General features: G+C 62.6%; 16 protein-coding genes, 1 tRNA gene and 1 pseudogene. 10 read left to right on the top strand and 8 right to left on the bottom strand.

The annotated features are described in order from the left end of the window. Positions 1-178: 178 nt before the first annotated feature. Positions 179-340 (bottom strand): response regulator, encoded by a 162-nt coding sequence (locus QSV46_RS12735; RefSeq protein ID WP_314951018.1) that lies wholly within the window; start codon positions 338-340, stop codon positions 179-181. Between the two features lie 80 nt (positions 341-420). After that, positions 421-648 carry a hypothetical protein gene (locus tag QSV46_RS12730; protein ID WP_314951017.1) on the bottom strand — a complete coding sequence of 76 codons (228 nt, stop codon included), beginning with the start codon at positions 646-648 and terminating at the stop codon, positions 421-423. A gap of 222 nt (positions 649-870) precedes the next feature. Here QSV46_RS12730 and QSV46_RS12725 point away from each other — a divergent pair, with 222 nt between their 5' ends. Together QSV46_RS12725 and QSV46_RS12720 are read left to right on the top strand one after the other, a co-directional pair. Further along, positions 871-2,088 carry an ABC transporter substrate-binding protein gene (locus tag QSV46_RS12725; RefSeq protein ID WP_314951014.1) on the top strand — a complete coding sequence of 406 codons (1,218 nt, stop codon included), beginning with the start codon at positions 871-873 and terminating at the stop codon, positions 2,086-2,088. 404 nt (positions 2,089-2,492) lie between these two features. Beyond that, positions 2,493-3,584: an enolase C-terminal domain-like protein gene (locus tag QSV46_RS12720; protein WP_314951011.1), complete on the top strand. Its 1,092-nt coding sequence runs from the start codon at positions 2,493-2,495 to the stop codon at positions 3,582-3,584. 9 nt (positions 3,585-3,593) lie between these two features. Here the strand turns inward: QSV46_RS12720 and QSV46_RS12715 are convergent, their stop codons facing one another. Continuing rightward, on the bottom strand, positions 3,594-4,016 hold the full coding sequence (locus tag QSV46_RS12715) for a RidA family protein (protein ID WP_314951008.1): 423 nt from the start codon (positions 4,014-4,016) through the stop codon (positions 3,594-3,596). 178 nt (positions 4,017-4,194) lie between these two features. Between QSV46_RS12715 and QSV46_RS12710 the strand changes: the two are divergent. Next, positions 4,195-4,667 (top strand): annotated as a pseudogene (locus QSV46_RS12710) (NUDIX hydrolase). Between the two features lie 154 nt (positions 4,668-4,821). Here the strand turns inward: QSV46_RS12710 and QSV46_RS12705 are convergent. Then, positions 4,822-5,067 carry a hypothetical protein gene (locus QSV46_RS12705; RefSeq protein WP_314951005.1) on the bottom strand — a complete coding sequence of 82 codons (246 nt, stop codon included), beginning with the start codon at positions 5,065-5,067 and terminating at the stop codon, positions 4,822-4,824. Between the two features lie 10 nt (positions 5,068-5,077). Further along, positions 5,078-5,551 carry an L-2-amino-thiazoline-4-carboxylic acid hydrolase gene (locus QSV46_RS12700; RefSeq protein ID WP_314951003.1) on the bottom strand — a complete coding sequence of 158 codons (474 nt, stop codon included), beginning with the start codon at positions 5,549-5,551 and terminating at the stop codon, positions 5,078-5,080. 212 nt (positions 5,552-5,763) lie between these two features. Here QSV46_RS12700 and QSV46_RS12695 point away from each other — a divergent pair, with 212 nt between their 5' ends. Continuing rightward, positions 5,764-6,282, top strand: a complete 519-nt coding sequence (locus QSV46_RS12695; protein WP_314951000.1) for a DUF4440 domain-containing protein — start codon at positions 5,764-5,766, stop codon at positions 6,280-6,282. A 188-nt stretch (positions 6,283-6,470) separates the two neighbouring features. Here the strand turns inward: QSV46_RS12695 and QSV46_RS12690 are convergent. Both QSV46_RS12690 and cpdR read right to left on the bottom strand, forming a co-directional pair. Beyond that, positions 6,471-6,545, bottom strand: a tRNA-Val gene (locus tag QSV46_RS12690). Between the two features lie 74 nt (positions 6,546-6,619). Then, positions 6,620-6,979, bottom strand: a complete 360-nt coding sequence (cpdR, locus tag QSV46_RS12685) for a cell cycle two-component system response regulator CpdR (RefSeq protein ID WP_028179810.1) — start codon at positions 6,977-6,979, stop codon at positions 6,620-6,622. Between the two features lie 333 nt (positions 6,980-7,312). On the opposite strand from cpdR, the gene QSV46_RS12680 reads away from it, so the two are divergent. The 3 genes from QSV46_RS12680 (at position 7,313) to QSV46_RS12670 (ending at position 10,501) form a co-directional block, all read left to right on the top strand. Beyond that, complete coding sequence (locus QSV46_RS12680; protein WP_314950987.1) at positions 7,313-8,203, top strand: N-formylglutamate amidohydrolase; 891 nt, start codon at positions 7,313-7,315, stop codon at positions 8,201-8,203. 532 nt (positions 8,204-8,735) lie between these two features. Continuing rightward, positions 8,736-9,518, top strand: a complete 783-nt coding sequence (hisN, locus tag QSV46_RS12675; RefSeq protein ID WP_314950985.1) for a histidinol-phosphatase — start codon at positions 8,736-8,738, stop codon at positions 9,516-9,518. A 17-nt stretch (positions 9,519-9,535) separates the two neighbouring features. Then, positions 9,536-10,501 carry a tripartite tricarboxylate transporter substrate binding protein gene (locus QSV46_RS12670; protein ID WP_314950984.1) on the top strand — a complete coding sequence of 322 codons (966 nt, stop codon included), beginning with the start codon at positions 9,536-9,538 and terminating at the stop codon, positions 10,499-10,501. 34 nt (positions 10,502-10,535) lie between these two features. Here QSV46_RS12670 and QSV46_RS12665 read toward each other — a convergent pair whose 3' ends face one another. Beyond that, entirely contained in the window at positions 10,536-11,426 is an 891-nt protein-coding gene (locus QSV46_RS12665; protein WP_314950983.1) for a LysR substrate-binding domain-containing protein, read from the bottom strand. A 90-nt stretch (positions 11,427-11,516) separates the two neighbouring features. On the opposite strand from QSV46_RS12665, the gene QSV46_RS12660 reads away from it, so the two are divergent. From QSV46_RS12660 to QSV46_RS12650, 3 genes are all read left to right on the top strand, one after another. Next, complete coding sequence (locus QSV46_RS12660) at positions 11,517-12,269, top strand: sulfite exporter TauE/SafE family protein (protein WP_314950980.1); 753 nt, start codon at positions 11,517-11,519, stop codon at positions 12,267-12,269. Between the two features lie 228 nt (positions 12,270-12,497). Further along, on the top strand, positions 12,498-12,671 hold the full coding sequence (locus QSV46_RS12655; protein ID WP_314950977.1) for a hypothetical protein: 174 nt from the start codon (positions 12,498-12,500) through the stop codon (positions 12,669-12,671). Between the two features lie 895 nt (positions 12,672-13,566). Continuing rightward, positions 13,567-14,208 (top strand): hypothetical protein, encoded by a 642-nt coding sequence (locus QSV46_RS12650; RefSeq protein ID WP_314950974.1) that lies wholly within the window; start codon positions 13,567-13,569, stop codon positions 14,206-14,208. Positions 14,209-14,422 lie beyond the last annotated feature (214 nt).

The following is a 14,422-nucleotide window of genomic DNA, read 5'->3' as shown; positions in this document are numbered from 1 at the left end:
GTCGACGCGCAGCACTATGATCGCTGAAAAATATCGCTGAGCGGAACATTCAAGGCCGGACACCGATCCATACTCAGCACGTCACCGTCATTGCCAAGTCGCTCGCTGCGATCGGTTCTTCTCGACCAATGCAGACATCCAGGCCTTCGGCGCTTGATCGTTCCCGGTAGCGCGCGTCCTACGTAGGCGCCCGCAATTCGCTCTGAAACCAAGCCAGGGTATTAGCCGATCTCATCGGGTCGACCAGCTCGACCGCGATCTGATCGACGAAATCGCAAGCGGGACATTCGAGGGTACGAATGTGAAAACCGGCGGGGCCGGGTGTGATGCGCGCCAGCATCGTCGTTGCCTGGCATTTTGGACAAGATGGTCGCTGAATGGTCATGAGGCTCGCCCGGGTCCGGCGGGAGCGCGATACTCTCAGTCACCGATGGATGCCAATGGGGGCGGTGATGGGCCATCATAGACCGAAAGCTCTGCTGCCCCCGGGTCAATTTTGACCATCACCCAAATTAAGCGCCGCTTTCCCAAACGTGATCTTTCACAGATCGATTCATTTTTCATCGGCGCACGTCCTCCCGCCGGCTTCGGCGAAGCCAGCGCGCTTTCCAGCAGCGAGCGCACCCGGGCTGCATCGCCCGATTTCACGACCGCCCGGTCGAGATGGAGTTCAAAGTCCGCGGGCTGCCCTAGCCGCGCGCCACAGTCGGCGCCGCGTCAGCACGCCTGCCATTTTCCTTCGAGGATGACAGGTGCGCTGCTTCGAAACGAGCCGCCAGGCCACACGAATGACAAACGCTTGACGTAGATCAACTCGATTGGGCGCGGATTGAGCCGACTTCGTTGGGGGCCAACGACAAGGTGCCGAGCATGCGCGTCACCGGCAGACTGCTGTTCGTTTTGATCGCCGCCGTCACCTCGCTGGGGGCGATGTCCCAGGAGCGGGCCGAGCAACCCGACACGGAAATCCGCATTGGCAATGTCATGCCGTATTCGGGACCGCTGTCGGAATTCGGCGCCATCGGCCAGGCGGAAGCCGCCTATTTCGACATGGTCAATGCGCGCGGCGGCATCAACGGCCGCAAGATCCGCTTCATCACGCGCGACGACAATTCCGATCCCGCGACCGCGCTGGAGCTGACGCGCAACCTGGTCGAGAAGGACGACGTGCATGTGATGTTCGGCTCGTTCGGCACGCCCGGCAATCTCGCCGCGCGCTGGTATCTGAACGAGAAGAAAATCCCGCAGCTGTTCGTCGCCTCCGGCGACGAGGAACTGAGCCAGGCCAGGGCGTTTCCCTGGACCATGGGCTGGCAACCGTCATTCCGGTCGGAGGGGCGCATCTACGCCAACTATATCCAGGCCTATTATCCCAGGAAGAAGATCGTGGTGCTCTGGCAGAACGACCAGTTTGGGCGAGCGCTCCTCAGGGGCATGGAGGAAGGTCTCGGCGACCTGAACCGTCTCGTCCTCGTCGACATCGCCTTCGACATCAATGACGAGCATCTCGACGGACACGTCTCGATCCTCAAGCGCGCCGGCGCCGACATCTTCGTCTTCCTCGGCGTGCCGTCGACGGCGTCGAAGGTGATCAAGCTGGCGGCATCGATGAAATGGCGCCCGGTCTTCATCGTCAACGACGCCTCGGCCTCGATCGCCAACGCGATGGCGCCCGCAGGATTGGAGAATTCTTCTGGCGTGATCTCGGCGGCCTTCCTGAAGGATCCGAGCGATCCAGCATGGAAGGACGATCCCGCCATGAGGGACTGGTTCGCCTTCATGGACAAATACCATCACGACGAAAGCACCAACAGCAGCGCCGCGCTCTACGGCTACGCCGCAGCCGAGGCGCTGACGCAGGTGCTGAAGCAGTGCGGCGACGACCTCTCGCGCGAGAACATCATGCGTCAGGCGGCTTCGCTGAGGGATTATCAGCCCTCGGTGGCTTTGCCAAAAATCAGGATGAACACCTCGCCGAACAACTACCTGCCGATCAGGCAGATGCGGCTCGTCCAGTTCGACGGCCGGTCCTGGCAGCCTTTTGGCGATGTGATCGAGACGGCCTTCACGGAAGGGGCGGCGCGGTGAGTTTACCCGGTCCGCTAGGGCCATCGCATCTGGATTCACAAGACGCCGTCATGCCCCGGCTTGTCCCGGGCATCCACGTTCTTCGACCTGCAAAGGAAGGTCGTGGATGGCCGGGACAAGCCCGGCCATGACGCTGTGAGGCTTTTGAGACCTCACACCGGCTTCAGCGAAGCCAGCGCGTTCTCCAGCAGCGAGCGCACCAGCGCGGCGTCGCCGGATTTCACCACCGCGGGATCGACGCAAACTCCCGGGATTTGCGGCAAGGCCCTGCGGCGGCACACAGCCAACAAACGCTGGGCGGCGCAACCCCATTTTATGGTGGTCCCGGCAAGCGGCTTTTCGTTTCATCACGAATGTTTAAGATCGGCGTTAACCAGCATTCACCCCGCCGGGAGATCCTGCAAATGACTGAGACAATCCGCATCAAGCGATTCAATGCGCGCGCCGTGATCGTGCCGATGAATTTGCCGCTCAAGACCTCGACCGGGGCAGTCGCCAAGGCGCCGCTGGTGCTGATCGACTGCGAGACCGACCAGGGCGCGGTGGGGCATGCCTATCTGTTCTCGATCACGCCTACGGCCTTGAAGCCGCTGACCGCGATGGTCATAGAAATGTCGGAGCTGCTCACAGGCGACGAGCTGCTGCCGTTCGAGATCGAGCGCAAGCTGGCCCAGCGCTTCACCCTGCTCGGCCTCGCCGGCCTGCAGCGGCTGGCGCAATCCGGCATCGACATGGCGACGTGGGACGCATTGGCGCGCAGCAAAGGCCTGCCGCTCGCGCGCCTGCTCGGCGGCGCACCGAAGCCGGTCAAGGCTTACAATTCGAAGGGCCTCGGCATCATGCCGGCGGGCGCCGCGGTTGACGAGGCGCAGAAGCTGCTTGCCGAGGGGTTTCAGGCCGCAAAAATCCGCGTCGGCCGGCCGGATGCGCGCGAGGACCTCGCCGTGGTGCGCGCGGTGCGCAAAGCCGTCGGCGATCAGGTCACGCTGATGTGCGACTACAATCAGGCGCTTACGGTCACTGATGCCATCCGCCGCGGCGAGATGCTCGACGACGAGGGGTTGAGCTGGATCGAGGAGCCGATCCGCCACGACGATTACGAGGGCTGCGCCCGCATTGCCGACGCGCTGCGCACCCCGGTCCAGATCGGCGAGAATTTCGACAGCGCGTTCGCGATGCAGGCCGCCCTGTCGGCGGAAGCCTGCGACTACGTGATGCCCGACGTGCAGCGCATCGGCGGCGTCACCGGCTGGCTGCGCGCCGCCGCGCTGGCGCATGCCGCCGGAATCGAGATGTCGACGCACCTGTTCTCGGAAGTCAGCGCGCACCTGCTCTGCGTCACGCCGACCGCGCATTGGCTGGAATATGTCGACTGGGCCGATGCGGTGCTGGCGACGCGGCTGACGATCAAGGACGGCTTCGCGCTGCCGGGCGAGGAGCCCGGCAACGGCATTGCGTGGGACGAGGCGGCGGTGAAGAAGTATCTCGTCGGATAAGGCTGCCTGCTATGACCGAACAGCGGCAATCATGCTCAGCTCGACCGGAGCCCCCCGCGGCAGCTCGGCAACGCCGACGGACGTCCGCGTGTGACGACCGCGATCGCCAAGGCGGTCGATCAGCCGGTCGGAGGCCCCGTTCATGACTTGCGACTGCTGGGTAAATCCAGGCGCTGACGCAATGTAGCCAACGAGCTGCAGGACCTGGATGATCCTGTCCTCTCCGCCCGTTGCGTGGTTGATGGCGGCAATGCAGAGATCGGCGCAGAGGGCAGCAGCTTCCTGCGCGGCCGCGAGATCGACGGCTGCGCCAACCTTGCCCGCGTACAGCAGGTTTTCGCCGCGACGCGGCAGCTGGCCGCTGACATACGCAATCCCACCATGGATGATCACCGGCAGATAGTTGCCGCCGGGCTTGTTCACGCTGCTCATCTCGGTCACCTGCCTTCTTTCCACATCCCACGAAGCGATACAGTTTCGCCGAACGCCAGGTTCGTCGCCGCGGTGAAGGATCGGACAATGGCAGGGGGCGAGTCACGGATCAAGGTTGCCCGACGAGGCCTCGCCTCCGCGCATTGCGCAGCGACGGCGCGCACGATAACGATCCCTCATGACCACATGGCGCCCTCATCCCCACATCCGCGTCGTCGCGATCGGCCTGCACTGGCGGGACGGGCGGCTGCTCGCGGCCGAGGTGCGCGACGATGCGGGGCGGATCAAGGGGTGCGCCCTCTCGGCGGCGAGATCGAGTTCGGTGAGAGCTGGCGGACGGCGCTGGTACGGGAATTCAACGAAGAGCTCGGCATCGATGTCACCGTCGTCGGCGAGCCGCTGGTGATGGAGAACATTTTCGTGCACGAGGGAGCGACCGGGCACGAGGTAATGTTCATCGCCGAGGTCGCGTTTCCAGGCGGCACGTTCGGCGCCCAGGATCGCATCGATTTCCACGAGGATAGCGGCGAGCAGATCGTCGCCCGCTGGTTCGATCTTGACGATCTCGACGGGGATGGCGCACCGAGCCTCTATCCGACCGGATTGAAGGGCCTGCTGCGCGGGAGCAAGCTCTCAATTCCGTTATCCTGAGGTGCGAATGGCGCGATGCGAAAAGCATCGCGCCGGGAGCCTCGAAGGATGAACGGCCCGGATGCAGCGGGGCCGTTCATCCTTCGAGGCTCGCCGAAGAGGCGAGCACCTCAGGGTGACGGTGTGAGATCGGGGCGCTCGCAATGACGGAGTGCTACCACACTTCCGCGCCGGGGATTTTCCTGCGCACCGCGATACGCTGGATCCAGATACAGCGACGCACGGACCTGTTGGAGCGGCCGACGGCGGATATCCCCTCGCCGGCCTGAAGCAGCGGCGCAACATTCTGGCGCAGCTCGCGGCAGCGCTGCAGCTCGGCCTGCCAGTCGACGATCGCCGCGTCCGCGCGTGATGCGATCAGCAATAGCACCGCCACGGCAAGACAGCTCGCCCGCATCATTTGCATGCCTTCACGGTGACCCGCCTCCATCGCGCCGGTAGCGGAAGTCGCAATGATCGGCGCCCTGCATGATAGTCTGCGTGCGCGTGAGCCTGACATCGGGGCCAAATCCTTCCGCGGTCGCGAAGTCCGCTGTGCAGACCAGCAGGAAACCGAGCTCCGGCTCGCCCAGTGCCTTGTAGAACTCGGCATAGGCGCAGCGCTTCACGTCGAACGCGAAGGCATCGCGGGTCAGCTCGATCACGTCGTAAGCGAGCGCATCGTCGCGGGCGTAGGTTTTGAACGCCGACGACACCGCCTTGCCGAGATCGCTTTCGTTCTTCGTCTTCCAGAATTCCTCGCCGAAGCCGCGATAGAGATCGCCGAGCGCCTTGCGCACCAGCGCGTTGGCACGCGCCTCGCCGAGCTCGGCTTGCAATGCCCTGACCAGCGGCACCAGCACCTGTGCCTGGATTTTGGCCTGTTGGATGACGGAAACTGTCATGGGCGGGCTCACGTCTAAGGCGACACTTCACATCGCGCCACAATAACTCAACTTGTCGCTGGCGGCGAGAGTTTGCCGGCTACGTCCCGCGGCATCCGGCATGACCTGACCTTACGCATCTGTGATGCAGCGGTGACCGCTACTCGCGCGATCCTGAAACGCCGGCGAGGCGATCGGTGGTATGATTATCGTCATCCAAAAGAGAGGTGAACATGCCCCCGTCCGATATGTCTCCAGCCAGCGTTAAGCCACGACTATTTGCACGACGCCCTCGTCTTGCGGCCGCAGCGCTGTTTCTCGCCGCAACGTTCTGGTCGGCCGGACCTGCGCTGGCGGCGGCAAACGATGCCGAGGCACGAACCATCTTCGAAAAGTTCATTACCGCGCAGAATGCGCATAACGCGGACGATGTGAAAGCCATGCTCTGGAATTCGCCGAGCACGCTATTGTTTGCGAGAGGCATCGAGACCAGAGGTCGTGATACGGTCGCCGACCGCTTCAAGGCGTATTACGAAGGCACCTGGCACCTGGAACCCGACATGTCGAAATTCCACGTCGCCGTAATCTCGAACGAGGTCATGCAGATCCTCGTCCCGATCGTTTTCACGCGCGGTCTTCCAGGCAAGCCGCCACAACAAAATACGTTTCTGATCAGCCAGACCTACGTTCAGGATGCCGACGGTTGGCACGTCGCCTCCATCCTGCCGGTCGCAAACACAGAACTGAAATAGCGGCGAGCCGAGTCCTCGGCTGGGGGAGATGACAAGGCGCACCAGTCCGTCTACGCTCTTCGGGCTGCGCCGGACACGCTTCTCGCAATGAGATTGGTGGCTTGCCGAGCCGTAGCTCGCGGCTGCAGTCCGCCTTCGCCCTTTGGGCTTTGGCGTGGCATCCTTCTCTCGCTATCGCGAGCGAAGGATGGTGGGCGCGACAGGGATCGAACCTGTGACCCCTACCATGTCAAGGTAGTGCTCTCCCGCTGAGCTACGCGCCCTAGATGTCGTCTAGATCGGGTCGGGTCCCTATAACGGCTCACGGGAGCCGGTGCAAGGACGGAACGGGGCCGATTTAGGCCGCCAGCATCTTGTTCACTTCGCTGACCAATTCGCGCAGATGCACGGGCTTGGACAGCACTTTGGCGTTCTTGGGCGCGTCCGAATCCGAGTTCAGGGCGACTGCGGCGAAGCCGGTGATGAACATGATCTTGATGTCGGGGTCGAGTTCCGAGGCCCGGCGGGCGAGCTCGATGCCGTCCATCTCCGGCATCACGATGTCGGTCAGCAGCATCTCGAACGGCTCTTCCCGGAGCCGCTGATAGGCGGCCATGCCGTTGTCATGGGACGAAACCTGAAAACCGGCGTTTTCCAGCGCCTTGACCAGGAAACGGCGCATGTCGTTGTCGTCTTCGGCGAGCAGGATTTTTGCCATGGCAGGAAACGTCGCATCCCCAGAGAGTATCAGCAGAGGTCACTAAGCCCGACAGAGGGTAAATTTGAGGTGAAAATCTTTAACCTCGGCCGGCTCGCGCTGCCGGTCCCTTGTGAACCGGAATGCCGCACGAATCAATCGAGCCGCGCCGGCGTGTCCCCGGCGCGATGCCCGCACGGTTAAGACATGTTCCACCACCGATCACATCTTTTCGCTTGGCAGAATGGTTGCGATTCCGGACAATGACGACACATAAGAGCCGCTCGACCGGCCGAATCAATTCGATCCGGGCTTTGCCGGATCCTGCGGCTGCAATGGGACGAAGCCCCTCAGATGACCCGGTTTGACGGCGAGATGTCGCCAGCCTTCGAGATCGTGGAGCCCGCCGAGTGGCGCGCGCCTGTCATCTTCAACTCGCCCCATTCCGGCTCGACCTATCCGGACGAATTCCTGAGCGCCTCCAGGATCGACCTGCCGACGCTGCGGCGGTCCGAAGATTCCTTCATGGACGAGCTGATCGGCCATCTCGTCGCGCGCGGTTTTCCGACCGTGCGGGTCAACTTTCCCCGCTCCTATGTCGACGTCAATCGCGAGCCCTATGAGCTCGACCCGCGCATGTTCACCGGGCGCCTGCCGAGCTTTGCCAACACCCGCTCGATGCGGGTCGCGGGCGGCCTCGGCACGATTCCGCGCGTCGTCGGCGACGGCCAGGAGATCTATCGCGACCGCATCCTGGTCGACGATGCGCTGGCGCGGATCGAGACGCTCTACAAGCCCTATCATCGCGCGCTGCGCCGGCTGATCAACAAGGTGCACCAGATGTTCGGCACCGTGGTGCTGGTCGACTGCCACTCGATGCCCTCGGTCGGCGTCTCCCGCGACGAGCCGCGCCGGCCCGACGTCGTCATCGGCGACCGTTACGGCACGAGCTGCACGCCGCTGCTGCCCGATCGGGTCGAGGAGACCATGACGGGGCTCGGCTATTCGATCGGCCGCAACAAGCCCTATGCCGGCGGCTTCATCACCGAGCATTACGGCAATCCGGCGAGCGGGCTGCACGCCGTGCAGCTCGAGCTCAACCGCGCGATCTACATGGATGAGCGCCGGCGCGAGCGTGGTCCGCGCTTTGCGCAAGTCGCAAGCGATTTCGGCGTCCTCGCCGACGTGCTGGCAACCACGATCCCGTTCGGCGATCTCGGCCCGTTCCAGGCCGCGGCGGAATAGGCGCTCGCCGCGCCGCGTCGCGCTGGAAGAAAAACAACGCGCGTATCGAACGCCGCATCTTCACTTCGCGTTTTCACGCGCGCGAAGCGAAACAGATGGGCCAAAGAAAAAAGGGCCGCTTCTGATGAAGAAGCGGCCCAAGTCTAGGGAGGAAACGCCCAAGGAGGGCAGCGATAACGCAAAGCGCTACCGCACCGCAACAATATGCGACCGCGACGCACAAAGCGCAAGGGCTTTTGAGCGGTTTCCCATGCGATATGCACATGGCTCGGTTGCTTCTAGCGAAACCCGGATTCAGTTTCTTTGATAAGGAAATTCAATGGGTTGATAGTCATTTGCATACGAACAAGGCATGTTCGGAACTAAGTTTTCAAGTCTGTGATCGATATTTGGCCAGCTTGGTGACTTGGTCTGACAGCCGGCTCCGGCATTCAAAATACCAGGGTGCAAATCAAGACAACGCTGCACGCGCACGGCGATTTGGGTTAGGCAGGAACGAACTTCATCCGACTTTCGCTTTTGAGGATACGCCGTGACGGTGATCGACTTCTCCGCCTTCATCGGACGACTCGCCACTGCCTCCGGCGAAACCATCCTGCCGTTCTTCCGCACCTCGCTGTCGATCGACGACAAGAGCAAGACCAGGGAATTCGACCCCGTCACTGAGGCCGATCGTGCGGCGGAGGCGGTGATGCGGCGGGTGATCAAGGCCAGCTTCCCCCAGCACGGTATCGTCGGCGAGGAATTCGGCAATGAGCGCGAGGATTCAGATTATGTCTGGGTGCTCGATCCCATCGACGGCACAAAATCCTTCATCGGCGGATTTCCGATCTGGGGCACGCTGATCGCACTCTTGCACAAGGGCACGCCGGTGTACGGCATGATGCACCAGCCCTTCATCGGCGAGCGATTTTCCGGCGACAACGGCTCGGCCCACTATAAAGGCCCCTCGGGCGAGCGCCGGCTCCAGGTCCGCCGCTGCGCTTCGCTCTCGGAGGCGACGACCTATACGACCAGCCCGCTGCTGATGAACGAGCGCGACCGTGCCATCTTCGGCCGCATCGAGAAGGGCGCGCGTCTGTCGCGCTATGGCGGCGACTGCTACTCCTATTGCATGCTGGCGGCCGGCCACGTCGATCTCGTGGTCGAGACCGAGTTGAAGCCTTACGATATCGCAGCCCTGATCCCGATCGTGACCGGCGCAGGCGGCGTCGTCACCACCTGGGAAGGCAAGCCCGCGCAGGGCGGCGGCCGCATCATCGCGGCCGGCGACCCCAGGGTTCACGAAGAAGCAATGAAGCTGCTCAACGGATAGGCGAATTGGGAGCCTGCATGAAATCCCGCCGCTCGCTCCTCCTCGCAATCCTGCTTCTGCTGCCGTCAGCGGCATCCGCGCAGAATTTTCCAGCCAAGCCGATCAAGCTGATCGTGCCGTTCCCAGCCGGCGGCCCCAACGACATCATTGCGCGAGTGATCGGGCACCGCATGTCGGAACTGTCGGGACAGCCGGTGCTGATCGACAATCGCGGCGGCCAGGGCGGCGTGCTCGGCACCGATGCGGTCTCGAAGGCCGCGCCCGACGGGTACACCATCGCGATCTCCTCAGCCGGCGCGCTCGCCATCAGCCCGAGCATGGAGCGGGTCGCCTACGACACCTCGAGCGACCTCACGCCGGTGACGCTGGTTGCGACCGTGCCGGAAATGCTCGTCGTCGCCGCCAATGTGCAGGCGAAAGACATCGGCGAGCTGATCGCGCTGGCCAAGGCGCAGCCGGGAAAGCTCAATTTCGCCTCCTCCGGCCCCGGCAGCCTGCCGCATCTGGCCGGTGAACTGTTCAAGCTGACGGCCAGGATCGACATCGTGCATGTGCCCTATCGCGGCGCAGCTCCCGCGGTGAACGATCTCTTGGGCCAGCAGGTGCAGATGGCGTTCCTCGATCTTCCGGTGCTGCTGCCGCAGGTCAAGGCCGGCGCCCTGCGGCCGATCGCGGTCGGCTCGGTCCAGCGCGCACCGACCGCGCCTGACGTGCCAACCACCACGGAAGCGGGCTTTCCTGATCTGCGCATCGAGAACTGGTACGGCATGGTCGCGCCGAAGGGCACGCCGAAGGAGATCGTCACCGCGCTGCATGGCCTCGCGACCAAGGCGATGGCGGATCCCGCGGTGAAGGAGAAGCTGGCAGCCCAGGGCGCGACGCTTGTCGGCGACGAGCCGGAGCATTTTCGCGCATTCATCGCCGACGAGACCAGGAAGTGGGCGAAGGTGATCAAGGACGCCGGGGTGGAGACGGGGAAGTAGCTCTCACCCTCCCCTGGAGGGGGAGGGTAAGCCCTCACACCGCCGCCGCACGCAGATGCTCCACCAGCATCTTGGCCGGCCTCGGCAGCGCCTTGAAGCTGCGCGCACAGATCACGAGCCTGCGGTTGGCGAAGGCATCGCGCAGGCGGACCATGGCGAGCGGCATCAGCTTGGCGCAGCGCCGGGCCGCGGCTTCCGGCACGAGCGCGACGCCGACCTCGGCGGCGACCAACTGGCAGATCGCGTCGAAATCGCGCAGCCGCGCGCGAAAATGCGGACGCATGCCGAGCCGGGCCGCATGCTTCGAAATATGCATCTGAAGCGCGGTGGCGCTGGTCAGCCCGACGAACTCGCAAGTCCCCGCCTCCTGGAAATCGATCTGGCGGCGGCCGGCGAACGGACCCCGCCTGGACGTCACCAGCGTCAGGCGATCCTCGCTGAAGACGAAGCGCTCGATATGGTCGGGCAGCGCGTGCTCGGCGGCGAAGCCGAGATCGGCGGCCCCCGCGGTGATCGCTGCCGCGATGTCGGTGCTCTCGCGCTCCTCGATGTCGATGGCGACGTCGCGATGCTCGCGCAGGAAGCCGGCCAGCGCCTTCGGCAGATGCTCCGAGAGCCCGGAGGTGTTGGCGAGCAAGTGCACGCTGGCGCGCACGCCGCTGGCAAATCCGGCGAGGTCGCCGCGCATGGCGTCGATCTGGTGGATGACGAGCCGCGCATGGTCGAGCAGGCTCTCGCCGGCCGCGGTCAGCTCGATGCCGCGGCGCCCGCGCTTGAGCAGCGCGACGCCGAGCGCGTCCTCGAGCCCCTTGATGCGCGCGCTGGCCGAGGCCAGCGCCAGATGCGACCGCTCGGCGCCGCGGGTGATGCTGCGCTGGTCGGCAACCGCGATGAAGAGCTGGAGGTCGACGAGGTCGAAGCGCATGGCGGGTTTCCTCAGCCTTCGTCGTGGCCGAAGGCAGTCTCCGTAAGCTTCAGATTGTGCCGGCCCGCGGCTTCGGTCAATGTGCGAGATATGATCGACCCGCTCCTCATTCTCATCGCCGCCGTCTTCCTGATCGCCGGATTCGTCAAGGGCGTGGTCGGGCTCGGCCTGCCGACCGTATCGATGGGCCTGCTCGCGGTGAGCATGGCGCCGAGCCGCGCGATCGCCATCGTGATCGTGCCCGCCATCGTCACCAACATCTGGCAGACCTTCGTCGGCCCTCACCTGCGCGACATCCTGAGGCGGCTGTGGCCGCTGATGATCGGCACCGTGATCGGATGCTGGCTCAATGCCGGCGCGCTGACCGGCCCGCATGCGCGCTACGGCACCATCGTGCTCGGCGTCTTGCTGGTGATCTACGCGGTCATCGGGTTGAACAAATTCCAGTTCCGCGTCGCGCCGCAGAACGAGAAATGGGTCGGCGGCGTGGTCGGCGTGATCACCGGCGTGATCTCGGCCTCGACCGGCGTGCAGGTGATCCCCTCGATGCCGTTCATGCAGGCGATCGGCATGGAGAAGGACGAGTTGGTGCAGGCGCTCGGCGTGTTCTTCACGACAGCGACGCTGGCGCTCGCCTTCAACCTGACCGCCGGCGGATTACTGACGCCGGCCAATGTGGTGCCTGGCGCGGTGGGCATGGCCTGCGCCTTTGCCGGCATGTATATCGGTCAGTCGGTGCGGGCGCGGATGCCGGCCGAAGCATTTCGCCGCTGGTTCCTGATCGCGATGATTTTGCTGGGACTCTATCTCGCCGGCAGCGCGCTGGTGAAAGAGTTCGCCTAGCGCGTGTACTCATAAACGTCAGCTTCCGAGGGTTAAGCGGAAGTCCCCCATTCGGTCGGCATCGACGTTTATGACCCTTAGCGGACTTTGCCACTGCTTTTGCTCTTTCTTGAAGGGAGTGGACGGGCGCCTGAGGGCGCGGATCAGAAAGATTTTCGGTCCAGAAATTTGAAAGCACCCCCAAACGGCGTACAATCTCCGAATTCTTTCAAAAATTGGAGATTACAAATGACCTATTTCACCAACGTTTTCCGCAACTCCGAAGGCCACATCTATTTCAGTGGTATCGCCCACCGAACCGAGGCCGCGGCGCTACAGGCAGGTGCGAGACGTCCTCAGACGTACGTGACTACCATCCGCCTCGATATAACCGACCCAGCCGCTATCGCCGCCCTCAGTTGAGGGCGGCATCCCGCTATTGGCCCTCCGGAGGGGTGACCCGCGCCCGTGACGGACAGCCTTAACGGCCTGTGATTTCTTTGGAAATGTGGATCAGCTCGTAGTTGTCTCTGTAGGCCGACCTACGCAGATGCTCCACGATAGCGAATTGAGCGACTACGTCGCGCGGTAACTCGGATTGATTTTCATGCACGTTGATCGAAACCTAGTGCCTGAAAAGGAGCGGCACGTTATCGACGGATTCAACGCGCTGAACGATCTCGCCCATTGGGCGGAAAAGTTCCGCACTGCGTTGAGCTGTTTCAATATTGCACAGTGGAGAGGGTCACGCCGGATCGACAGGTGACGAAGGCGGCGCCCTCTCATTCTTCGATTGGGCGCACGTCGCAGCCCGCGATGCCTGTATGAGCGTCGATCACTTTGGCCAGGTTATTGAGGGCGTCTACGAGACGCTGGGCTTGTGCCCGACTTTCAGAAATAGGATCGATGCACATGCGCTCGGCTCAGCGGCGCTATGCCAAAGCCTTTCCATGGGCTCGGAAACTCCGCCACGCTCTGGCGCATACGGGAGAGCGGTGCAACTCACCGCGCTCCACGAAGAAGCATGTGATGCACGGCCCCGCCGCAGCCAACTCGCCGGGATTGAGCATTGAAGTTGCACCAGGAGATACCCTTCAGCTTGACGAGTCTCTCAAGGATCGCTTTTCTCTTCGATATGGAAGGGACAGCTCGTGTCTTGCGATATCTCCGAGGCAACGGCCGCGGTGCTTGATGCGATCCAAGCTGCATATTGGAAGGTGTTCGAGCCCTTCTCCGCTCCGCCCGACCCCCCTCCCGAAATAACCGTCAGCTCAGCGAAGTCAGAAGGCATCACTGCCATTCGTATCGGAAAACCTTCATGAATAAGCTGGAAGACGATCTGCCTCGCATTTGGGATGACTACTATTACGCACTTGGCAAATTCATCCACATGTTCGCTCGGACAGAGGATTCTCTTCACGCGGTCGCTGCAAACTTCCTATCAGCCCGGTTTGTAGCGCGCGATGTTCAAGATGCGTTCGCCATTCGCGCTGTTATGGGGCCAATTGGAATTTCCGCGATATCCGACACTTTAAAAAGACTTTTGCGCGTCACGAAGGCGCCGGCACCTCGTCAGAAAGATCTGGCGTTTGTGCTCAATCACCTTAGTGTCATAACGACTCTTCGAAACCGGTTGGCGCACAACGCGGGGTATCCTGATCTCAACAACAGAGGCTGGTTCTCCACATCCAACAGCACAGCCATAAGAGAAATTGAGAAGAATAATAACCTCCACTTTTCGACTCAGATGTTGCTCGACGCCGCCAGCGACGTCGAACTTATTGCCAACGTTGTACACGGCATTATGGAGCCGACCTGGATTCACACTCCTCCGCCGAAACCTTGGAACTATGACCCGGCCGGTGTGCCTGCCGGATACGAACGATTACCGTCGTCGGCACCGAAGCGCACAAAGCAGTCGCCCAATCAGCGCTGGAGTGTTCCGACCAAATCCTTTTGACAAACTCGCAGCCCTGAAGGGAGCGAACTAGCGCGTCAGCTCCTGGCCCAACGCGGAAGTCCTGCAACTCTCCGATTTCGCGCCGTTATCGACGGTAGCGGACATCAAACCGCGTCCCCGATTTATGAGTACACGCCCTAGCACTACTTTGGCAGAATGTGTTTGCGCCACTGTTTTTCAAGGATTTGCTTTCGGCAATATGGGCACTGCTGAG

The sequence above is a fragment of the Bradyrhizobium cosmicum genome (assembly GCF_032290525.1).
Classification (GTDB): domain Bacteria; phylum Pseudomonadota; class Alphaproteobacteria; order Rhizobiales; family Xanthobacteraceae; genus Bradyrhizobium; species Bradyrhizobium cosmicum_A.
This window is presented reverse-complemented; position numbering and strand designations above follow the sequence as displayed.